We start from the raw sequence: 21,344 nt of genomic DNA, 5'->3' as shown, positions 1-21,344 counted from the left end.
TTATACTGGTGGTTGGCACGGTGGCAAACGTCGCCGGAGCTGCTCCTGTGCTTCGGTTCGCGCTGCACTTTGCCCGGTCCGAACCGCTCTGGGGCTGGGGTGTCGCCGGCGCAGTTGCTATCGCCTGGTGGTACGAGGCAAAGCTGCGACGTACGAGCGCGCCAGCCAAGCCACTGGAAGAGCGTCAAGCCGACTGGCAGGGTGCCACCCGAGGCCACCAGACCGGCCACGCGCGCATGGGTGAAGCCACGCTCGGTCAGGGACTCCCGCAGCGCATCAGCTACCAACAACAGGTCGAAGCCATCCATCACTGGTCCTGGTCCACGCGGCGCAAGATGTTGACCAGCAGGATGACTGAGTCGGCGGCGATGCCTGCATCACGACGGCTGGGCGTACTCGCGTGCTTCACAGCCTGAGCGAGGTTGATGACTTTTGTGGCCAGTCCCCGCACTTCGAGGTTCTCCTTGCCTGCCAGCGAGCCCTCGACGTAACGCTCCAAGCGCTGCTTGCTCTTGGCTACGGGAGGCTCAGTCTCGCCGTCACGGAGGTGCTTGCTTGGGTCATAGACGGCTGCGCTCAATGCCTCCACTACCGCCACGCACCGGTTGCCAACATCTCGGTAGTCCTGGGCACTGCGCGCGGTCTGGAATCGTTGGCGCAAACCCGCAATCTCGGCATCCACAGCGGGCCAGCCCAAGGACTGGCGAGACGTGACTCCTGTGGTCAACTCGTCTCGAATGCGCGACTCCTCCAGACCATCCAGGAAGTCGAATGCGGGGTCGAGCACTTGGCGCACCAGCAGCCGCCTTGCCTGCCAAGAGCCCGAACAGCCCTGCGCCGCCCAGTAGTCACGGAACCCATCCGCATCCCGCCATGGGATGTTGAGTTCAAACCCCAAACGCCAAAGAACGGCCACGAGAGCCTTCTGCGCTGTCGCAAGTTCACCGCCGCGCCAGAGCTTGACGGGCCCGTTCGTGCCCAGCCCAATCAAGTCGCTGTGAACCACCCGAAGAAGTGTTCCGGCGGCTTCTTCGTCCGCAACGTCAAGCAATGGTTCGTGCCGAAGGGCCTCCGCCTGATGCACCTTGAACTCCTGGATGGGCGGAAGTCCTAGCTCAGAACCCTTGTCGTTTACGTCGAACCATTCCATGGTCTAAGTCTGGCCCATGGGAAGCGCTCAACCACCAGCAGTTCCATGACTATTCAGGGTCCCCCACGGCTACTGCCCGGTGCACGCGACGGGTGTCACCTGCGGCTGAGCGGTCCTGACGTCCCGGCCTCGCTCAGGCGACGGGCACCACGTCGGGGACGACGGGGGTGGGCTTACTGCTCTGCAACACCCGCCCCTGGAGCACCCGGCGGTGTCCCCGCCAGGCGATCACCAGCGGCACCAGCGCCAGCACCCAGGCGGCAGGGGCGGCGATGATGACGCCGAGGAAGCCCAGGTGCTTGACCAGGAAGATGCCGACGATGCCGCGGGCCACGAGCTCCAGCACGCCCGCCAAGGTCGGGGCCAGCGTGGAGCCCAGCCCCTGGATGGTGTGGCGGCAGATGAACAGCACCGCGAGCACGGCGTACAGGGCGGAGTTCACCACCAGGTACTGGTGGGCCATGGAGACCACTTCGGGCTCGCCGGGGCCGACGAAGACCTCCACCAGCTGGGTGCCGAACAGGAAGATCAGCAGCCCCAGCAGTATGGACATGCCGATCGCCATCATCATGGCCTTGCGCACCCCGACCAGGATGCGGTCCCACTGCCCCGCCCCGGCATTCTGGGCGACGAAGGTGGCCATGGCGACGCCGACGCTGGCCAGCGGGATGACGGCCATCTGGTCCACCCGCATGGCGGTGGTGAAGGCGGCCACGGCCGTGGAACCCAGCCCGTTGATGCCGAACTGCAGCAGCGCGGCACCCATCGCGATGATCGACATCTGGAAGCCCAGGGTGAAGCCCAGTCGGGCGGACTCGCGCAGCTGCCGCACGTCCAGGACGAAGTCCGAGCGGCGCACGTGCAGTTCGGGCATCCGCCGCCAGACCAGCACCAGGCAGAGCAGTGCGGACATCAGCTGGGCAAGGACCGTCGCGAGGGCGGCGCCACCGACGCCCGTGTCCATCGGGCCGACGAAGAGCACCACCAAGGCGACATTGAGCACGCTGGCCAGCACCAGGAAGAGCAGCGGCGTGGTGCTGTCGCCCAGCGCACGGATCACGGAGCTGAGGTAGTTGAAGGCGGTGGTGGCAATGGAGCCGGCGAAGAAGACGCGCAGGAAGACGGTGGCAGAGGGCACCAGTTCCGCCGGGGTCCCCAGCAGGTGCAGCAGCAGCGGCGCTCCGAGCACGCCCACGACGGTGATGAAGACGGCGACGCTGGCACTGACCAGTGCCCCCATGGCGACCGCGCGACGCATCCCGGCCAGGTCACCGGCGCCGTAGAAACGGGAGACGGGGATCGCCAGGCCCGCGGAGCAGCCCATCGCGAAGCCGAAGAGCAGGAACTGCAAGCTTGCGGAGGCGCCGACCGCGGCCAGTGCCTGCACGCCGATCATCCGCCCCACCACGATGGTGTCCGCCACCGCATAGGCCTGCTGGAAGACGTTTCCCACCAGCAGTGGCAGGGTGAAGAGGACGATCAGCTTGAGGGGTGATCCGGTGGTGAGGTTCTTGGCCATTGCCGCCTTCCGAGGGTCTGTGTGTCGGCCGACCAACTTTACCGATCGGTAGTCAGGATCCCGCACCGGACCCAGCTGGCCCTCAGCTGGACCACGACATCCACACCACCATCCATTACCAATTGGTAGGTAATTTCGTCGGATCCCTTGCATCACAGGATTTGTTGATGGAACGCTGGTGTCACCCCACTGACCGGCCGGCCCCTGTGGATGCAACGGAGCGTCCCCCGGCCAGTCCCCGAGGAGCAGCCATGCCCCGAGTATCCCCAACCCGCGTCGCCCTGGGTCTTGCCACGGCGACCTGTCTCGTGATGGGCAGTGGAACCATCGCGCCGTCGAGTGCGGCCGATGCCAGTTTCACCACCCGCACCGTCACCGACGGGAAGACGACCTACACCGAGGTCACCAATCCCGACGGCGGCGCCGTCCTCAGCTATGTCCCGGGCGGCGCGGTGCACCTGCTGGAGGTCAAGACCCCCGGCGCCACCCTCGCCTTCAAGGACATGAATGCCAACAACAAGCTCGACGCCTGGGAGGACTGGCGCAAGTCCCCCGACGAGCGCGCCAAGGCCCTGGCCCCGGAGCTGTCCATGGAGCAGATCGCCGGCTTGATGCTGTTCAGCTCCCATGAGCGAGATGCCGCGGCCGGCCTGACCGATGCCCAACGCAAGTACCTCGGCGAGGACCACCTGCGCAATGTGCTCAACGCCGCACCCAATGACGTCACCGCCAATGTCACCTGGGTGAACCAGGTTCAGGCCTACGCCGAGAGCCAGGCCAGGCCCGGCACGCCCTACATCCCGGTGAACTTCTCCTCCGACCCGCGCTCGACGGCCGCCAATGACTCCGCCTACAACGCGGCGGGCGACGACATCTCGCGTTGGCCCAGCAACATCGGTCTGGCCGCCACCTTCAGCCGCAAGACCATGCTGGACTTCGCCAGGACCTCCTCGGCCGAGTACCGGGCGATGGGCATCACCACCGCCCTGGGCCCGCAGATCGACCTGGCCACCGAACCGCGGTGGCTGCGCGTGGACGGCACCTTCGGTGAGAATGCCCAGCTGGCCTCGGTGATGGCCAAGGCCTATGTGGACGGCTCACAGAACACCTACGACTCCTACGGCCATCCCACCGGCTGGGGCAAGGACTCGATCAACACGATGATCAAGCACTTCCCCGGGGACGGTGCCGGCGAGGGCGGGCGCGAGGCGCACCGCAATTCCGGCAAGTACGCCGTCTACCCCGGCGACAACCTGGCCGAGCACCTGATTCCCTTCAAGGCCGCCAGCAATTCGATGTCGATGATGTCGTCGTACTCCATCGCCATCGCCAAGGACGGCTCGCCGCTCACCGGAAACCGTGTCGGCTCCGCCTACGACAAGACCAGGATCGACCTGGCCCGTGATGCCGGATACGACGGCGTGATCTGCACCGACTGGGGTGTGACCACGGGTTACACCGACCCGAACTCCCGCTTCGGCATGGCCTGGGGCATGGAGGATGCCACCGTCGAGGAGCGCCACTACGCGGTGCTGAAGGCCGGTCTGGACATGTTCGGCGGAAACAACAACAAGGTGCCGGTGCTGGCCGCCCACGCCATGTGGCAGAAGGACTTCGAGGCCGGCAAGAACCCGATCAGCGCCGACGCCCGCTTCCGCCAGTCGGGCGAACGGATCCTGCGGATGCTCTTCGCGCCCGGCCTGTTCGAGAACCCCTACCTGGACCTCTCGCGCTCCAGGTCCGTCGTGGCCAGCCAGGACAAGGTGGAGCGCGGCATCGCGGCACAGCTGGACAGCATCGTGATGTTGAAGAACCAGGACAGGACCATCAAGAAGTCGCCGCTAGCGAAGTGGAAGAACAAGACCGTCTACATCCCCAGCTCCATCGGGCACGGCTTCCCCAGTGTCTTCAACCAGAACATCCCCGATCGCGTCGGCCCCACGCTGGACGTCGAGGTGGCGAAGAAGTACTTCAAGACGGTGCTGACCGACACCCCGCTCTACGACGACAAGGGCAAGGTGGTGGACTACCGCCAGCCCGACATCTCCAAGGCGGACATCGTGTTGGCCGGAATGCGTTCCCCGGACAATGGTGACAACTTCACCGGTGCCGGCATGAATGCCGACGGCACCTTCTACCCGCTGTCTCTGCAGTGGAAGCCCTACCTGGCCACCGGCAAGCACGTCCGCAAGACCTCCATCGCCGGTGACATCCGCCCCGACGGGAGCCGCGAGAACCGCTCCTACTACGGCGCCACCAGCAAGATCGGCAATGAGTACGACCTGATGGCCGTCACCAATGCGGCCAAGGCGATCAAGAAGGTCGAGAAGCGCACGGGCCGCCAGATTCCGCTGGTGGTGGCAGTCAAGGCCAAGACCAGCTTCATCCCGGCGGAATTCGAGAAGAAGGCCGACGCCATCCTGGTGGGCTACTCGGTCAACGACCGGGCGCTGATCGAGACGGCACTGGGCCAGCACAACCCGTCCGGCCGTCTGCCGATCGCCAGCCCGAAGAACATGGACGCCGTGGAGGCGCAGCTGGAGGACGTCGGTGAGGACATGACCCCCTACCGGGATTCACAGGGTCACGTCTATACCTTCGGCTACGGCCTGAACTGGAAGGGCGTGATCAAGAAGCGCTGACGCTCCCAATCCCCGAGCCTCTCGAGGGAAAACCGTGGATGGTAGCCACCGAGCTTGTTGGCTACCATCCACACTTTTTGGCTCAGCCCTAGGCGGCGCTCCATGCCAAGCCGCCCATGGCCGCGCACAGCCCGACGACGGGCGGCAACGAGGCGACGACGGCCAGTCCGATCACCAGCAGGTCTGCCCCGCGCGCGGCCGTCAGCATGGCGCCCAGCGGGACCGGGCCGGACTCGGTCATCACGATCCCGGTGGAGTGGTCCGGCGTCTGGATCGAGGTCCATCGGATCGCCGCGGCCAGCGCCACCAGGACCACGGCCAGGGGCGCCAGCGCAGACACCCGCGCGCCCGACACGACGAGCACACCCACCGCCAGCAGCCCTCCAAGGAGAAGTGCCATCAGGAGGTGTGGCGTCACCAGCGCCAGCCGGAGCCGCCAGCCGCGCTGCGGGAACAGCCGCGCCAACCCGGGCGCCGAGGCGAGCATCCTCACACTTCCCAGACTGGACAGCCAGAGTGCGAAACAGGCCACCCCCAGCACCGCCACATGCACCCCGGAGACAGCGAGCGTCGCCAGCCCGGCCAGCAGCACCGCAGCCCACGCCGGCCACAGCCGCAGCCGGGAGCGCATCCGTCGGGACTCCAAGGTCAGCAGGCTCGTGAGCCCGGCGCCGCTCGGGCGCAGGCGACGAGTGGGTGTGGTCCCGTCGAGACGGTGGCGCACCAACAGGTCGACGGCCAGCCCGCTGTCGCCGCTGGTGAGGGTGCCACGAACCAGGTCTCGGCGGGACTGCGCACGTCGCAGCGGGCGAACCAGCAGTTCCTGGCGGCGCAGCGCCACGATCACCGCCGCCACCATCACGAACCCGGCGAGTACTCCCACCGGCCAGGACATCGTCGCCAGGCCCAGCATGACTCCGCCCAGCACAGCGGACCCAGCGCCCCAACCCAGCGCCCGACGTCGCGAACCGGTGAAGATTTCGTCACGGTCCAGCGGGGCCTGCAACAGCCAGAACGTCGTGGCTGCGCTTGCCGCCAGCGGGCCGTTCCAACGCGCGACGCCCAGCGCCAGCAGTCCGAGGCCAAGGACCCAGACGGCCCCCCACGACACTGACAGGATCGGCAGGCGCACCCCGGCGAGCGAGGTCCACAGCGCCGCTCCCAGCATCAGCGGCCCGAAGAGCGCCATGTACCAGTCGGTGGCATCCCATCGGCGTCGCACCTGCCGGGCGCGCAGGAAGTCCAGGACCTCGTGGGCGCTGGCTGCATCGGTGTTCATCGTGTTCCCCACCATGCCACTCCCCAGAACAGGTGAGCGCGTCGGGCACCATCGGCGGTGCACGACGCGCTCACGCGGCTCGTCACGACGAGTGGTCAGTTGACCTCGGCCAACAGGGTGGTGTCGCCCTCGTTGCCGCGCCTGCGGTTGCCCGACAGAGTGTCGACGACGTGGGCGATCGCGGCGTCGCCGGTGACATTCGTCGCGGTGCCGAAGGAGTCGATGGCGATGTAGGTGGCGATCATCAGACCCACCTGTGCCTCGTTGAAGCCCAGCTGGCTGGTGAGCAGCGCGGTGGCGGTCATGATGGCACCGCCGGGAACGCCGGGCGCGGCCACCATCATGATGCCCAGCAGCATGATGAAGCCGACGATCACGCTGGTCTTGATCGGCATCCCGTAGAGGATCATCACGGCGAGGCTGAAGCAGGTGATCTTGATCGTGGAGCCGGCCAGGTGGATGGTGGCGCACAGCGGGATGACGAAGGAGGCAACGGGCTCGGAGACACCGGACTTGATGGCCTGGCGCAGCGTGACGGGGATGGTCGCGGCCGACGACGAGGTGCCCAGCGCGGTGGCATAGGCGGGCAGCATCGTCTTGAGCATCACCAGCGGGTTGCGGTGTGCGATGACACCGGCCACCGCGTACTGGATCAGCAGCAGGATCACGGTCAGCGCAAAGACCATGGCGATGACGCCGATGAATGTGGTGATGACGCGCCACACCTCGCCGGCGGCGGTCATGTTGAGGAAGATACCGAAGATGTACAGGGGCAGCAGCGGGATGATCGTCTTCACGATGACCATCTCGACGATCTCGCGGAACTCCACCAGGCCGTGACGAATCACGTCACCCTTGATGGCCGTGAGCGCGACGCCCACCACGAAGGCGAGAACCAGGGCGCTCATCACGCCCATCACGGGCGGCATCTCCACCTTGAAGTAGGGAGCCAGCAGCGAGTCCTCGGGATTGGTCAGGTTGATGACCTTCTTGCCCCGCAGGATGCGTGGCAGGAGCGCCATGGAGACCCCGAAGCCCAGGAAGCCCGCGAACAGCGTGGAGCCGTAGGCGATGGAGGCCGTGACCGCCAGCCACTTGCCGGCACCCGCCCCCAACTCGCTGATGGCCGGGGCAATCAGGCCCAGGATGATCAGCGGGATCACGAAGCCCAGGTAGTTGCCGAACAGGCCGTTGAAGGTGACGAAGGCACGCACGATCGAGTTCGGGGTGAACTGGCCGAAGACGATGCCGAGCACGATGGCGACGAGGATCTTGGGCAGGAGGCCGAGTTTCCGGCGTTGGGGGGCACTCATGGGCGCAGAGCGTAGGGCAGTCCCCACCCCCTTGGATGGGTTGTCCACCGCGGTCAAGGCAGAGTGATCCCGGCCTCGGCCGCCTGACCAGGGTCGTCGACGTCGCGCAGCAGGCCGGTGGGCACCTCTACCTCACGTCGAGGGAGGTCGCGCAGCAGGCGTCGCACGGAGACATCACGCACCGGGCCGGCAACCGCGTCGCGCAGCGCGGCCAGCCGGTAGCGGCCGTACAGGAACTGCGGCCAGCCCTGCTCGTCGACGGGAACCAGCGCCTGCGCCTCGCTCCAGGCCGTCTCGTCGAGCCGGCGCACCAGTCCCGCGGGATCCACCAGGTCGCAGGGCAGGAGCTGCACGGTCTCGGTGTCCTCCCCCAGTGCGGCGACGCCGGCCGCGATCCCGGCGGCCGGTCCACCACCGGGAGGGTCCTCCCGGGCGAAATGGGCGTCGAAGCCCTCCACCAAGGCAGCGAAGCGAGCGGGGCCCACGACGACGACCGCGTGACTTCCGGCGCAGGCGCGCACGGCGTGCCACAGCAACGGACGGCCGTCCAGCAGGAGGGTGGCCTTGTCAGCACCCATCCGCCGGGACAGGCCTCCCGCGATCACGAGTGCCGCGTGTCCTGTCATGCGGCAAACCTACCCCACCGGATTGATTGAAGTCTTGAGCAATGTGTCCCTCACTAGGAATTACGCAATGGAGATCTCGCAGATATCGATTTATCCGAAATCCTCCGGTTCAACTACACAACGTCGCTGAAGTCATGATTTGATGCCCCCATGACAGACACTGCGCGCACCGACGGAGCAGCCTCGAATGCCCTGCTGAAGTTCGGCCGCTTCTTCACCAAGTGGGACGAGACCGACGACGGCCGCGCGGTCTTCCACGAGGGTGGCCGCCAGGGCGATGTCTTCTACCGAGACCGCTGGAGCCACGACAAAGTGGTTCGCTCCACCCATGGCGTGAACTGCACCGGCTCCTGCTCGTGGAAGGTCTACGTCAAGGACGGGATCATCACCTGGGAGTCCCAGCAGACGGACTACCCGACCACTGGCGCCGACCGCCCGGAGTACGAGCCTCGCGGCTGTCCCCGCGGCGCGGCCTTCAGTTGGTACACCTACTCCCCCACCCGTGTGCGCTATCCCTACATCCGCGCCTCGCTGCTGGAGATGTACCGCGAGTCCAAGGCCCGGCTCGGTGACCCCGTCGAGGCCTTCCGTGACGTGTCCACCGACCCCGCCAAGCGCGCCCGCTACCAGAGCGGTCGCGGCAAGGGCGGCTTGGTGCGTGTCGGTTGGGAAGAGGCCCTGGAGATCTCGGCCGCCAGCTATGTCAACACCATCAAGAACTACGGCCCGGACCGCCTGGTCTCCTTCAGCCCGATCCCGGCGATGAGCCAGGTCAGCCACGCCATCGGCACCCGCTTCACCCACCTGCTGGGTGGCGCCATGACCTCCTTCTACGACTGGTATGCCGATCTTCCCGTCGCGAGCCCGCAGGTCTTCGGGGACCAGACCGACGTGCCCGAGTCCGGCGACTGGTGGGACTCCACCTACCTGATGATGTGGGGTTCGAATGTCCCGCTGACCCGCACCCCCGACGCCCACTGGATGGCCGAGGTCCGCTACCGCGGCACGAAGGTGATCACCGTCGCCCCGGACTACGCGGACAACGTGAAGTTCGCCGACGAGTGGATGCCTGCCCAGGCCGGCACCGATGCCGCCCTGGCCATGTCCATGGGCCACGTCATCCTCAAGGAGAACTTCGTCGACCGTCAGGTGCCCTTCTTCACCGACTACGTGAAGAAGTACACGGACCTGTCGATGCTGGTCCGCCTCGAGGAACACCCGGAGGGCCACGGCCTGACCGCCTCCAAGTTCCTCGTGGCCTCGGACCTCCCCGAGCACGCGAGCCAGTCCGACGCCGCCTTCAAGACCGTCATGTGGGATGCCGCCAGCGGCCGCCCCGTGGTCCCGAAGGGTTCCATGGGCTTTCGCCACAATGCCGAGGACGAAGGCAAGTGGAACCTCAACCTCGACGGCATCGACCCGGCCCTGTCGGTCAAGGATGTCGAGGGCGCGCAGGGCGTCGAGATCGCCCTGCCCTGCTTCGAGGACCCGCGGGGTGCCGGCTCGATCATTCGTCGGGGTGTGCCCGCCATCGAGATCGAGGGCCAGCGCTACTGCACCGTGCTGGACCTGATGCTGGCGCAGTACGGCGTCGGCCGCGAAGGCCTGCCCGGCCAGTGGGCCACCGGCTATGACGACGTCAGCACCCCCTACACCCCGGCTTGGCAGGCGGAGATCACCAGCGTCCCCGCAGACCAGTGCATCCGGATCGCCCGCGAGTTCGCCAAGAACTCCGAGGAGTCCGAGGGCCGCACCATGATCATCATCGGCGCCGGCATCTGCCACTGGTACCACGCCGATGCCACCTACCGCGCCATCATGAGCCTGCTGATGCTCACCGGCTGCATCGGCCGCAATGGCGGTGGCTGGGCGCACTACGTCGGCCAGGAGAAGTGCCGCCCGATGACGGGCTGGTTCAACATGGCCAATGCCCTGGACTGGAGCCGCCCGCCGCGCACCATGATCGGCACCGGTTACTGGTACATGCACACGGACCAGTGGCGCACCGACGGATTCAGTGCCGACGCCATCACCTCCCCGCTGAGCACCGGTCACCTCGACGGCCTGCACGCCGCCGATGCGATGGCCACCGCCAACCGGCTGGGCTGGATGCCCTTCTACCCGCAGTTCAACCGCAACCCGCTGGACCTGGCCGATGAGGCGCAGGCCGCCGTGGACCGCGGCGAGGCCGCCACGGTGCAGGAATGGGTGGCCCGTGAGCTCAAGGAGGGCCGCCTCAAGAGCGCCATCGAGGACGTCGATGCCCCGGAGAACTGGCCACGCAACCTGATCCTGTGGCGCTCCAACCTGTTCGGCAGCTCCGCCAAGGGCGAGGAGTACTTCCTCAAGCACCTGCTGGGCACCCACAACAATGTGATGGAGAACGGCCACGGCGCCGAGCACCGCCCCAAGGACATCGTCTGGCACGACGAGGCGCCCAAGGGGAAGCTGGACCTGCTGATCACCAGTGACTTCCGGATGACCAGCTCCACGCTGCTCAGTGACATTGTCTTCCCGGCCGCCACCTGGTACGAGAAGTACGACATCTCCTCCACGGACATGCACCCCTATGTGCACGCCTTCACCCCGGCGATCGACCCCCCGTGGGAGGCCCGGAGCGACTTCGAGACCTTCAAGGCCCTCTCGGCCGTGATCGGCCGGATGGCCAAGGGCCGCCTGGACACCCGCAAGGACCTCGTCGCCGTCCCGATGCAGCACGACACCCCCGGCGAACTCGCGCAGCCGGGCGGCCACGTGCCGGACTGGAAGGGCACGGACCTGCCGGCCGTCCCGGGCAAGAACCTGCCGAACCTGATGATCGTCGAGCGCGACTACACGGCCATCGTCGACAAGCTGACCAGCGTCGGCCCGCTCGCGGACCGGCTGGGCTTCACCACCAAGAACGTCACCTTCGACGTCTCCCACGCGGTGGACCGGCTGGCCCAGCTGCACGGAGTCTTCGACTCCGGCCCGGCCGAGGGACGCCCCGCAATCGACACCGACGCGCGGATGGCCGAGGCCATCCTCACCTTCTCCGGCACCACCAATGGTGAGCTCGCCACGCAGGGCTTCCGCACCCTGGAGAAGCGCACCGGCGTGAAGCTGGCGGACCTGTCGGAGGGTTCGGAGGAGAAGATCGTCACCTTCGCCCAGACCCAGCAGGCCCCGCAGCCGGTGATCACCTCCCCGGAGTGGTCGGGTTCGGAGACCGGCGGCCGGCGCTATGCGGCCTTCACCATCAACACCGAGCGAATGAAGCCGTGGCACACGCTGAGTGGCCGGATGCACTTCTTCCTGGACCACGACTGGATGATCGACGCCGGTGAGCAACTGCCCATCTACCGTCCCCCGCTGGACATGGGCCGGATGTACGGCGAACCCGACGTCGGCGCACGCGGCGAACGTTCCATCACGCTGCGCTACCTGACCGTCCACAACAAGTGGTCCATCCACTCCGAATACCAGGACAACCTGTTCATGCTGTCGCTGGGACGCGGCGGCCCCCAGGCCTGGCTGAGCGTCGAGGACGCCAAGGCGATCGACGTCAAGGACAACGAGTGGGTGGAGTGCACCAATGCGAACGGCGTCTTCGTCGCCCGCGCGGTGGTCACCCACAAGCTGCCGGTGGGCATCGCCTACGTGCAGCACGCCCAGGAACGCACCATCGACGTGCCCAAGTCTGAGGCCACCGGACGCCGCGGCGGCATCCACAACTCCGTCACCCGCATCCTGCTGAAGCCGACCCACCTGATCGGTGGCTACGCCCACCAGGCCTACGCCTTCAACTACATCGGCCCCACCGGGGTCAACCGAGACATCATCTCCACCATCCGCAAGCGCTCCCAGGAGGTCCAGTACTGATGCGAGTCATGGCACAGGTTGCGATGGTGATGAACCTCGACAAGTGCATCGGCTGCCACACCTGTTCGGTCACCTGCAAGCAGGCATGGACCAACCGGGCCGGCACCGAGTACGTCTGGTTCAACAATGTGGAGACGCGCCCCGGTCAGGGCTACCCGCGTCGCTACGAGGACCAGGACAAGTGGCAGGGCGGCTGGGTCCGCACCGCCACCGGCGGCATCAAGCTCAAGTCCGGTGGCCGGTTCAAGAAGCTGCTCAGCATCTTCGCCTCCCCGGTGCAGCCGGGGCTCGAGGACTACTACGAGCCGTGGACCTATGACTACGAGACGCTGACCAATGCGCCGCTGGGCGATGACTTCCCGGTGGCCCGGCCGAAGAGCCTGATCACGGGCAAGGACACCAAGATCGAGTACTCCGCGAACTGGGACGACTCGCTGGGCGGTACCGCGCAGGAGCAGGACCCGATCGTGGAGAAGCTGCGCCAGGAGGTCTCGGACAAGATCAAGTTCGAGTACGAGAAGAGCTTCATGTTCTTCCTGCCGCGGATCTGTGAGCACTGCCTGAACCCCTCGTGCATGGCCTCGTGCCCCTCGGGCGCGATCTACAAGCGCGCCGAGGACGGCATCGTGCTGGTGGACCAGAACCAGTGCCGTGGCTGGCGCCAGTGCATCACCGGCTGCCCGTACAAGAAGATCTACTTCAACCACCGTTCCGGCAAGGCGGAGAAGTGCACCTTCTGCTACCCGAGGCTGGAGGCGGGCATCCCGACGGTCTGCTCGGAGACCTGCGTGGGTCGGCTGCGCTACATCGGCATCATCCTGTACGACGCGGATGCCGTCACCAAGGCCGCGTCAGTCAAGAATGACCAGGACCTCTACCAGGCCCAGCTCGACGTCATGCTGGACCCGCACGACCCGAAGGTGCTGGCCGAGGCCCGCAAGTCCGGCATCCCGTCGGACTGGATCGACGCCGCACAGAAGTCCCCGGTCTACGCGCTGATCAAGCACTTCAAGGTCGCGCTGCCACTGCACCCGGAGTACCGCACCATGCCGATGGTCTGGTACATCCCGCCGCTGTCCCCCGTCGTCGACACGCTGCGCGAGCAGGGCCACGACGCGGAGGCCGCCGGGAACCTGTTCGGCGCCATCGACGCGCTGCGCATCCCGGTGGAGTACCTGGCGGAGCTGTTCACCGCGGGTGACACCCAGGTGGTCACGGACGTACTGCAGAAGCTGGCCGCGATGCGCTCCTACATGCGTGGCGTGACCCTGCACAATGAGCGCGACGCCGACCTGACCGAGGCGGTCGGGATGACGCCGCAGGCCATGGAGCAGATGTACCGCCTGCTGGCCATCGCCAAGTACGACGACCGTTACGTCATTCCGAAGGCCCATATCGAGCAGGCCCACAATCTCGAGGAGATGGGCTGCAGCCTGGACTTCGAGGGTGGGCCGGGCATGGAGGAGGGCCCGTGGGGCTCCGGTTCGGGCAGCGGCCCGGTACCGGTGGCCATCGAGACCTACCAGTCGATCAAGGCCCGTCAGGCGGCCGCCGAGGCCGATGTCGCTCCCCCGCCGCTGATGCCCGCCGCTGACGGTCTGCGGGGCGTCGACACCTCCTCGCTGGACCGCGATGCCCTGGACGACGAGGGTCGGGTGTGAGTACCGACGTGACGCTGACGACGCAGCAGGTGGTCTACCAGGCCGCCTCGCTGCTGCTCAGCTACCCCGACGAGCAGCTGCTGGAGCGTCTGGAGGTGCTGCGCGGCGCGCTGGCCGAGGCCGGGGTGCTGCAGGCCTTCGAGCCGACGCTGTCCCACCTGTCCCAGCAGCCGCTGGTGGAGTCGCAGGCCTTCCACGTGGCGGAGTTCGACACCTCGCGTCGCCACGCGCTGCACCTGTCGTACTGGACCGACGGGGACACCCGTCGCCGCGGTGAGGTGCTGGCGGGAATCAAGCAGGTCTACCGCGACTCCGGCCTGCTCGTTGATCTTGGTGGTGAGCTGCCGGACCATCTGCCGCTCGTGCTGGAGTTCGCGGCCCTGGGCGATCCGCAGCGCGGTTTCGAGCTGCTGACCCGCTACCGGCCCAGCCTGGAGCTCCTGCGGATGCAGTTGGAGAAGGATGACCTGCCGCAGGCGGGCATCGTTCGTGCCGTGTGCGCGACGCTCCCCGGCAAGGCCCCCAGCACCCGCGCCGAGGTGCAGGCCATGGTGGATGCCGCGATGCCGCAGGAGACCGTCGGCCTGCCGAGCTATGGCTCGGAGCAGGCCCAGTACGTCGAGATCCAGAGCCGGGGCGCGGCCCTCGGAATCCAGCCGTCCCACCCCCAGCCGACAGACTTCCAGCCAACCAGGGGAGACCACCGATGAACACCTTCCTGTGGGGCATGCTGCCCTATGCCTGCGTGACGCTGCTCGTCGGCGGCACCATCTGGCGCTACAAGTACGACCAGTTCGGCTGGACCACCCGCAGTTCCCAGCTGTACGAGAGCAAGCTGCTCAAGATCGCCTCTCCCCTGTTCCACTTCGGTCTGATCATGGCCATCGCGGGCCACTTCATGGGCCTGGTCATTCCCAAACGCTGGACCGATGCGATCGGCTTCCACCAGCACCAGTACCACCTGCTCGCGCTGGGTGGCGGCCTGGTGGCCGCGGCGATGATCATCGTCGGCCTGTTCATGCTGATCCTTCGTCGCCGCACCACCGGGGAGGTCTTCAATGCCACCACCGTCAACGACAAGGTGATGTACATCTTCCTCACCGGGGCCGTGCTGCTGGGCACTGCCGCCACGCTCTTCGGCACCCGCGGCGCGGGTGGCACCGAACACAACTACCGCGAGACGGTCTCCATCTGGTTCCGTTCGCTGTTCACCTTCCAGCCCGACGTGCAGGCGATGGCGGCCGCGACCCCGGTCTTCAAGGCCCACGTCATCATCGCGCTGCTGCTCTTCGCCATCTGGCCCTTCACCCGGCTGGTGCACGCCTTCAGCGCACCCCTGAAGTACCTCTTCCGTCCCTACATCGTCTACCGCACCCGCGACGGCGTCCCGACGCCGTCGAGCCAGGGTTCTGGTTCGCGCCGAGGCTGGGACCCCATTGGCACCCTCGACCGGAACCAGCGTCCTCGTTGACTCCGGCACTCCCAGACACCATGCGGCCCCCAGCATCGGGGGCCGCACCCATTTGTCGAAAGCTGTCCACCTGATGAATCAACAAGTCCCAGCCGTCCAGGAGAAGGAAGCCCACGGCTCGACCGCGGTCCTCACCCTGTCCACCATCGCGTTCACGGTCATGTTTGCCGTGTGGCTCATGTTCGGCATCCTCGGCAAGCCGATCCAGAAGGAGTTCGGACTGACCGACGTCCAGCTCTCCTGGATCAGCGCCGTGGCCATCCTCAATGGATCCATGTGGCGGCTGCCCGCCGGCATGATCACCGACCGCATTGGCGGCCGCAAGGTGATGAGCTTCATCCTGGCCTTCTCGGCAGTTGCCTCCTTCGCGGTCGCCTTCGCGAACAGTTACCACATGCTGCTGCTCCTGGCCTTCCTGGTCGGCTTCGCCGGAAACTCGTTCAGCGTCGGCATCGCCTGGAACTCCGCCTGGTTCACCAAACACCGGCAGGGTTTCGCCCTCGGTCTGTTCGGCGCCGGCAATGTCGGTGCCTCGGTCACCAAGTTCATCGGACCGCCCCTGATCCTGGCCACCGCGGGCAGCACCTACCTGGGATTCGTCAAGGGCGGCTGGCGCCTGCTGCCGGTGATCTACACGGTGCTGCTGCTCGTCCTGCTCGTCCTCATCCTGGTGGGCACGCCGCGTGAGGACCGGATGCCCGGGGCATCCAAGCCCTTGTCGGAGATGCTGGAGCCGCTCAAGGAGATGCGCGTGTGGCGCTTCAGCCTTTACTACGTGGCGGTCTTCGGGGCCTACGTGGCGCTGTCGGCCTGGCTGCCGAAGTACTACATGGACGTCTACGACGTCTCGCTGACCAAGGCCGGGCTGTTGACCGCCCTGTTCATCTTCCCGGCCTCCCTGCTGCGCCCCTTCGGCGGATGGTTCAGCGACAAGTTCGGCCCGCGCCGCGCCATGTACTTCACCTTCGGCCTGATGGTGGTCACCTCCGCCCTGCTGAGTGTCCCCAGGCTCCTGGGGCTGTGGGCCTTCGTGGTGGTCATCTTCCTGCTGGGATGTTCGATGGGCATCGGCAAGGCCGCCGTCTACAAGCACATCCCTGACTACTTCCCCACCAATGTCGGGTCCGTCGGCGGTCTGGTGGGAATGCTCGGCGGTCTGGGCGGGTTCTTCCTGCCTCCGCTGTTCGCCTACGCCAAGCAGTGGAGCGGGGCACCGACCAGCACCTTCATGGTGCTCCTGGTGCTCACGCTGGTCTGTCTGGTCTGGATGCACCTGACCATCCACGCGATGCTGCAAAAGCAGGCATTGCACCTGTCCGACCACTTCGAGGCTCCGGCCTCCGAGATCGAGGAGAACCGATGAGTTCCACCACTGATCCCCGCTCCGGCGGGGAATGGCTGCAGAACTGGAATCCCGAGGACGAGGCCAGCTGGGACAAGCCCTTGGCATGGCGCACCCTGTGGATCACCACCTTCGCCCTGACGCTGTGCTTCGTCGCATGGTTCCTGCCCAGCGCCCTGATCCCCAAGCTGAACTCCATTGGCTTCGCCTTTTCCAAGAGCCAGCTCTACTGGCTGGCGGCCATGCCCGGCCTGTCGGCGGGCATCACCCGCCTGATGTGGATGATCCTCCCGCCGATCCTGGGCACCCGTCGCATGGTTGCCCTGACCACTGCCCTGCTGGCCGTGCCGGTCCTGGGCTGGGGCTTCGCGGTGCAGAATGCAAACACCTCCTACCCGGTGCTCCTGCTGCTGGCCTTCCTGGCTGGCATCGGCGGTGGCGCCTTCAGCGGCTTCATGCCCTCCACGTCGTACTTCTTCCCGAAGCGGATGGCGGGCACCGCACTGGGCCTGCAGGCCGGTATCGGCAACTTCGGCGTCTCGCTGGTGCAGCTGCTCACCCCGGCCCTGGTGGGCATGGGCGCGCTCGCCGTGGTCGGTGAGTCACAGCAGCTCAAGACCAAGACGGGGGTTCCCACCGAGGTCTGGTACCAGAATGCGGCCTTCACCTGGATCCCCTTCATCATCGTCGGGGCTGTGGCTGCCTGGTTCCTGCTGAAGTCGGTGCCGATCAAGGCCAACATCAAGCAGCAGTTCGACATATTCTCCAACCAGGACACCTGGTGGATGACGCTGCTCTACATCATGACCTTCGGCACCTTCGCCGGCCTGTCGGCCCAGTTCGGCCTGTTGATGAACCAGCTCTACGGCGCAACCGGGAGTGCGGCCGAGGTGGCGGGCTATGTCCCCGTCGACGCCGTGAAGTACGTCTTCCTCGGCCCGCTGGTCGGTGCCGGCGCCCGGGTGCTCTTCTCGCCGCTGACCGACAAGATGGGCGGTGCCATCTGGACGCTGGTCTCCGGCATCGGCCTGATCGCCTCCATCGCCTGGACCATGACGGCGCTGAACCCGGACCACACCTCGGCGGCCACCATGCAGGCGGACTTCAAGACCTTCCTGTGGGGCATGCTCGCCATCTTCCTGTTCTCGGGCATCGGCAATGCCTCCACCTTCAAGCAGATGCCGATGATCTTCGAGCCCCGTCAGGCAGGCGGCGTGATCGGCTGGACCGCTGCGATCGCGGCCTTCGGTCCCTTCCTGTTCGGCATCGCCCTGACCATCATGCCGGCCTCCACCTTCTACGGGATCGGCCTGGCCTTCGCCGTGCTGTGCGTGGTGATCACCTGGATGCGGTACGCACGCCCCGGTGCCCCCAAGCCCAGCTGACCTTTGCCATTCGGGCCCACAGGGCGCCCCGCTGCTCCGTCGTGAGTGGCGGGGCGTTCCTCTTCGCTCGGGCCGCGCATGAAATCCTCATGTCCAGGAGGCATTCAATGAACACCCAGCACACCCAACCGACCGGTGTCGAAGACCACTGTCGCCGGATCCGGAGGCTGGCGCATCCTCCGGCCCCCGTGGAGCTACCCCTGATGGACTGCCTGGGCCTGCTCCTGGAGCGGGACGTCGTGGCACGGGTCCCGGTGCCAGCCTTCGACTGTTCGGCCATGGACGGCTTCGCGGTCCGACGGGCTGATCTTGCCGAGGTGCCGTGCACGCTCCCCGTCGACGGCGAGGTTCCTGCCGGGGCCGCGCCCGTCTCCCCCGCACCGGGTCATGCGGTGCGGATCATGACCGGGGCCCGGGTCCCCGACGGGTGCGACGTGGTGGTCCCCGTAGAGCAGACCGACGCCCGGCCCGGAGCCGGGCCGGTGCCCCAACAGGTCACGATCACCGGCTTCGACGGGCGTAGCCACATCCGGACTGCCGGGGAGGACGTCCGTATCGGCGACACGGTCCTGAAGGCCGGCACCCGGCTGTCCGCCACGCACCTGGCGGCCGCGGCGGCCACCGGGCTGGTCCGGTTGCCGGTTCGGCGACGGCCTCTGGTGGCCCTGGTCACCACGGGTGATGAACTCTCTGCTCCGGGGGTGCAGCTGGGAAGTGCGCAGATCCCGGACTCCAACTCCGTGCTCGTGGCCGGTCTGCTCCAGGAACTGGGCGCCGAGGTGAGTGGTGTCCACCATGCTGGCGACGAGGCAGCCATCCTCGAGGCCCAGTTGGCGGCGCTGTCCCCCACCCCGGACCTGGTGGTCACCACCGGTGGCGTGTCGGTGGGTTCCCACGACGTGGTGCAGGCCTGGGCTGCCACCAGCCCCTCGGCCCATGTGGAGCTGGGGCACGTCGCGATGCAACCCGGCAGCCCCCAGGGCTGGGGACATGTCGACATTGCGGGGATGCGGGTCCCGATCATCTGTCTGCCCGGAAATCCCGTGGCGGTGCATGTCGGCGTCCACCTGTTCGTCCGCGCAGCGCTCGACGAGCTGTCCGGGCTTCCGGACTCCCGCCGCCTCCTGTCCTGTGTTGCCGCCGCGGACTTCTCGGCCCGCCCGGGCACCACTCGACTGGTGGATGTGGTCCTGGACGGCACCTCGGCGCTCCCGGCACCCGGTGGCCATGGCTCCCACCGGATCGGCACCCTGCACCAGTGCGATGGGCTGGCCATCATCACCGCGCCCGTCGCCCGGGGAGACCAGATCCAGGTGTTGTTGACCCGCTGAGCCAACCTGTGGCCCGCTCAGTCCCTCGATTCGCCCGCCAGGTCCCGCAGCAGATGCGGGAGAACGTCGTTCAGCACCGCGACCACGTCCTTGGCGCCGCCCCGCGAACTGGGCGCATTGACCACGACGACCCGTCGCCCGTCGCGGTCCACCACTCCTGCGGTGGCGCGCGAGAGCAGGGAGACGCTGGTCTTCTCTGCTCCCCTGCGACGGATCTCCTCCGCGATGCCGGGCAGCTCCACCAGCCCCAGCGCCACGGTGCGGTCCACGACGACGTCGCCCGGGCGGATCCCGGTGCCTCCGGCGGTGACCACCACGTCGGCAACCGCCACTGCCGCGGCCAGCGCCTCGTCGACCGACTCCGCGCTCGCCGCCACGACGCTCGTCGCCACGTCCAGCCCGAGGTCCCGCAGACAGGTCTCGAGGATGGGGCCGGCCCGGTTCTCCGACGGGTCGTCGAGGGCGCGGTCGGAGACGACGATGATCTGTGCGGTGCTCATGCCTGACATCCTGCTCCTCAGCCCCCGGTGAAGGGCGGAAGCACGTCCACGACGGCGGCCTGTGACGGCCACGCGGCATCCGCGTCCACTCCCCGGCCGTCCGCCAGGAAGGAGCAGCGCTCGAGCACAGTCACGGCACCGGGGCGCAAGCGGCCCAGCACCTCCCGCACGGTGCCCTCCTGCTGCTGCTCGACGTCCTCCTGCGTGACACCCGCCGCATGGGCGGCGCCGGCGAACCAGCGAATCTGCATCTCAGCCTCCAATGGCATTCATGGGTCGATCGGGTTGGATGAAGTGCGTGCCGAAGCCTCCGGCGTCGCTGCCGTGGGCACGTGGTTTGGCATACATCGCCTCCGCCCACAGGTCGGCCAGTTGCTCATCGCTGACACCCTCGCGCAGTGGCGTGCGCAGGTCCGTCTCGGTCTGGGAGAACAGGCACGAGCGCAGTTGCCCGTCGGCGCTGATCCGGGTGCGGTCGCAGGCTCCGCAGAAGGGTTCGGTGACGGACGCGACGATCCCTACGGTGCCCAGCACCCGGCCCCCGTCAAGAACCTCCCAGCGTTCGGCCGGCGCGGGGCCCCGTCCCGGAAGCCCCTTCAGCTCGTAGCGCTCCTCGATCATGGCCCGGATGTCTGCGGCGCTGATCAGGTTCTCCCGCGCCCAGTCGCGCGTGGCGCCGATCGGCATCTGCTCAATGAAGCGCAGCTCGGTCCCCTCGGCCAGACAGTAGTCCAGCAGGTCGACCATCTCGTGGTCGTTGAGTCCCTTGAGAAGGACCGAGTTGATCTTGACCGGACCGAGTCCCGCGGCCACGCTCGCGCGCACTCCCGCCAGGACCCGGTCGAGTCCTGAACGCCGGGTCAGGGTGACGAAGGTCTCCTCGTGAACCGTGTCCAGGGAGATGTTCACCCTTGTCAACCCAGCACGAGCAAGATCATCTGCTCGTTCGGCCAGGCCGATCCCATTGGTCGTCAGGGCAATCTCGATGCCGGGGTGCGCTCTGGCGATGCCGTTGATGATCTGTTCAAGATCGGGACGGGTGAGCGGCTCACCGCCGGTGAGTCTGATCTTGCTGACGCCCAGCTGGCGGATCCCGATGCTTGCCAGACGCACAAGCTCCGCGCCGGTCAGGATGGTCTGGCGTGGCCGGCAGGCAGTAGCTGCACCGCAGGTTGCAGACGTCGGTGACGGACAGCCGCAGGTCCGTCGCCGTGCGCCCGAAACGGTCCACAAGCTGCCGATGAGTCATGAGCGACATTGTACG

At 67.0% G+C, this 21,344-nt stretch carries 15 protein-coding genes and 1 pseudogene; 8 read left to right on the top strand and 8 right to left on the bottom strand.

Annotation, left to right across the window (positions count from 1 at the left end):
- Nucleotides 1–307: 307 nt before the first annotated feature.
- Together EDD41_RS13380 and EDD41_RS13375 are read right to left on the bottom strand one after the other, a co-directional pair.
- On the bottom strand, nt 308–1,150 hold the full coding sequence (locus EDD41_RS13380) for a hypothetical protein (protein ID WP_148060571.1): 843 nt from the start codon (nt 1,148–1,150) through the stop codon (nt 308–310).
- 133 nt (nt 1,151–1,283) lie between these two features.
- Nucleotides 1,284–2,669 (bottom strand): MATE family efflux transporter, encoded by a 1,386-nt coding sequence (locus tag EDD41_RS13375; protein ID WP_123576245.1) that lies wholly within the window; start codon nt 2,667–2,669, stop codon nt 1,284–1,286.
- Nucleotides 2,670–2,920: 251 nt separating this feature from the next.
- On the opposite strand from EDD41_RS13375, the gene EDD41_RS13370 reads away from it, so the two are divergent.
- Nucleotides 2,921–5,311 (top strand): glycoside hydrolase family 3 N-terminal domain-containing protein, encoded by a 2,391-nt coding sequence (locus EDD41_RS13370; protein ID WP_123576244.1) that lies wholly within the window; start codon nt 2,921–2,923, stop codon nt 5,309–5,311.
- Nucleotides 5,312–5,399: 88 nt separating this feature from the next.
- Here the strand turns inward: EDD41_RS13370 and EDD41_RS13365 are convergent, their stop codons facing one another.
- The 3 genes from EDD41_RS13365 to mobA form a co-directional block, all read right to left on the bottom strand.
- The gene (locus EDD41_RS13365) at nt 5,400–6,590 is read right to left on the bottom strand and encodes a DUF6297 family protein (protein WP_148060570.1); all 1,191 of its coding nucleotides are present in this window, start codon (nt 6,588–6,590) and stop codon (nt 5,400–5,402) included.
- Between the two features lie 95 nt (nt 6,591–6,685).
- A complete protein-coding gene (locus EDD41_RS13360) occupies nt 6,686–7,903 on the bottom strand; it encodes a dicarboxylate/amino acid:cation symporter (protein ID WP_123576242.1) in 1,218 nt (405 codons plus the stop codon).
- 53 nt (nt 7,904–7,956) lie between these two features.
- Nucleotides 7,957–8,529: a molybdenum cofactor guanylyltransferase gene (mobA, locus tag EDD41_RS13355; RefSeq protein WP_123576241.1), complete on the bottom strand. Its 573-nt coding sequence runs from the start codon at nt 8,527–8,529 to the stop codon at nt 7,957–7,959.
- Between the two features lie 150 nt (nt 8,530–8,679).
- On the opposite strand from mobA, the gene EDD41_RS13350 reads away from it, so the two are divergent.
- From EDD41_RS13350 to EDD41_RS13320, 7 genes are all read left to right on the top strand, one after another.
- Complete coding sequence (locus EDD41_RS13350) at nt 8,680–12,390, top strand: nitrate reductase subunit alpha (protein ID WP_123576240.1); 3,711 nt, start codon at nt 8,680–8,682, stop codon at nt 12,388–12,390.
- Nucleotides 12,390–14,051: a nitrate reductase subunit beta gene (gene narH, locus EDD41_RS13345; protein WP_123576239.1), complete on the top strand. Its 1,662-nt coding sequence runs from the start codon at nt 12,390–12,392 to the stop codon at nt 14,049–14,051. The genes EDD41_RS13350 and narH overlap by 1 nt, the downstream gene beginning before the upstream one ends.
- Nucleotides 14,048–14,761, top strand: a complete 714-nt coding sequence (gene narJ / locus EDD41_RS13340; RefSeq protein WP_211336663.1) for a nitrate reductase molybdenum cofactor assembly chaperone — start codon at nt 14,048–14,050, stop codon at nt 14,759–14,761. Before narH ends, narJ begins: the two co-directional genes overlap by 4 nt.
- Nucleotides 14,758–15,522, top strand: coding sequence for a respiratory nitrate reductase subunit gamma (narI, locus tag EDD41_RS13335; RefSeq protein WP_123576238.1), 765 nt, complete (start codon nt 14,758–14,760; stop codon nt 15,520–15,522). The genes narJ and narI overlap by 4 nt, the downstream gene beginning before the upstream one ends.
- Nucleotides 15,523–15,595: 73 nt before the next feature.
- Nucleotides 15,596–16,885 (top strand): MFS transporter, encoded by a 1,290-nt coding sequence (locus EDD41_RS13330; RefSeq protein ID WP_123576237.1) that lies wholly within the window; start codon nt 15,596–15,598, stop codon nt 16,883–16,885.
- Complete coding sequence (locus tag EDD41_RS13325; RefSeq protein ID WP_123576236.1) at nt 16,882–18,249, top strand: MFS transporter; 1,368 nt, start codon at nt 16,882–16,884, stop codon at nt 18,247–18,249. Before EDD41_RS13330 ends, EDD41_RS13325 begins: the two co-directional genes overlap by 4 nt.
- A gap of 107 nt (nt 18,250–18,356) precedes the next feature.
- Nucleotides 18,357–19,580 (top strand): molybdopterin molybdotransferase MoeA, encoded by a 1,224-nt coding sequence (locus EDD41_RS13320; RefSeq protein ID WP_170165387.1) that lies wholly within the window; start codon nt 18,357–18,359, stop codon nt 19,578–19,580.
- 17 nt (nt 19,581–19,597) lie between these two features.
- Here the strand turns inward: EDD41_RS13320 and EDD41_RS13315 are convergent, their stop codons facing one another.
- The 3 genes and pseudogenes from EDD41_RS13315 to moaA all read right to left on the bottom strand — a co-directional run bounded on the left by EDD41_RS13315 (nt 19,598) and on the right by moaA (nt 21,338).
- A complete protein-coding gene (locus tag EDD41_RS13315; RefSeq protein ID WP_170165386.1) occupies nt 19,598–20,080 on the bottom strand; it encodes a molybdopterin-binding protein in 483 nt (160 codons plus the stop codon).
- A 17-nt stretch (nt 20,081–20,097) separates the two neighbouring features.
- Nucleotides 20,098–20,331, bottom strand: a complete 234-nt coding sequence (locus EDD41_RS13310; protein ID WP_123576234.1) for a MoaD/ThiS family protein — start codon at nt 20,329–20,331, stop codon at nt 20,098–20,100.
- Between the two features lies 1 nt (nt 20,332).
- Nucleotides 20,333–21,338: pseudogene (gene moaA, locus EDD41_RS13305) on the bottom strand (GTP 3',8-cyclase MoaA).
- Nucleotides 21,339–21,344 lie beyond the last annotated feature (6 nt).

The sequence above is a fragment of the Luteococcus japonicus genome (assembly GCF_003752415.1).
GTDB classification, from domain to species: Bacteria; Actinomycetota; Actinomycetes; order Propionibacteriales; family Propionibacteriaceae; genus Luteococcus; species Luteococcus japonicus.
The sequence above is the reverse complement of the archived record's forward strand: the minus strand, read 5'-3'. Positions and strand labels throughout refer to the sequence as shown.

Excerpts from the sequence above, each read along its gene's own strand:
- EDD41_RS13380 (WP_148060571.1), bottom strand. The coding sequence starts at position 1,150 with ATGGAATGGTTCGACGTAAACGACAAGGGTTCTGAGCTAGGACTTCCG.
- EDD41_RS13375 (WP_123576245.1), bottom strand. The coding sequence starts at position 2,669 with ATGGCCAAGAACCTCACCACCGGATCACCCCTCAAGCTGATCGTCCTC.
- EDD41_RS13370 (WP_123576244.1), top strand. The coding sequence starts at position 2,921 with ATGCCCCGAGTATCCCCAACCCGCGTCGCCCTGGGTCTTGCCACGGCG.
- EDD41_RS13365 (WP_148060570.1), bottom strand. The coding sequence starts at position 6,590 with ATGAACACCGATGCAGCCAGCGCCCACGAGGTCCTGGACTTCCTGCGC.
- EDD41_RS13360 (WP_123576242.1), bottom strand. The coding sequence starts at position 7,903 with ATGAGTGCCCCCCAACGCCGGAAACTCGGCCTCCTGCCCAAGATCCTC.
- mobA (WP_123576241.1), bottom strand. The coding sequence starts at position 8,529 with ATGACAGGACACGCGGCACTCGTGATCGCGGGAGGCCTGTCCCGGCGG.
- EDD41_RS13350 (WP_123576240.1), top strand. The coding sequence starts at position 8,680 with ATGACAGACACTGCGCGCACCGACGGAGCAGCCTCGAATGCCCTGCTG.
- narH (WP_123576239.1), top strand. The coding sequence starts at position 12,390 with ATGCGAGTCATGGCACAGGTTGCGATGGTGATGAACCTCGACAAGTGC.
- narI (WP_123576238.1), top strand. The coding sequence starts at position 14,758 with ATGAACACCTTCCTGTGGGGCATGCTGCCCTATGCCTGCGTGACGCTG.
- EDD41_RS13330 (WP_123576237.1), top strand. The coding sequence starts at position 15,596 with ATGAATCAACAAGTCCCAGCCGTCCAGGAGAAGGAAGCCCACGGCTCG.
- EDD41_RS13325 (WP_123576236.1), top strand. The coding sequence starts at position 16,882 with ATGAGTTCCACCACTGATCCCCGCTCCGGCGGGGAATGGCTGCAGAAC.
- EDD41_RS13320 (WP_170165387.1), top strand. The coding sequence starts at position 18,357 with ATGAACACCCAGCACACCCAACCGACCGGTGTCGAAGACCACTGTCGC.
- EDD41_RS13315 (WP_170165386.1), bottom strand. The coding sequence starts at position 20,080 with ATGAGCACCGCACAGATCATCGTCGTCTCCGACCGCGCCCTCGACGAC.
- EDD41_RS13310 (WP_123576234.1), bottom strand. The coding sequence starts at position 20,331 with ATGCAGATTCGCTGGTTCGCCGGCGCCGCCCATGCGGCGGGTGTCACG.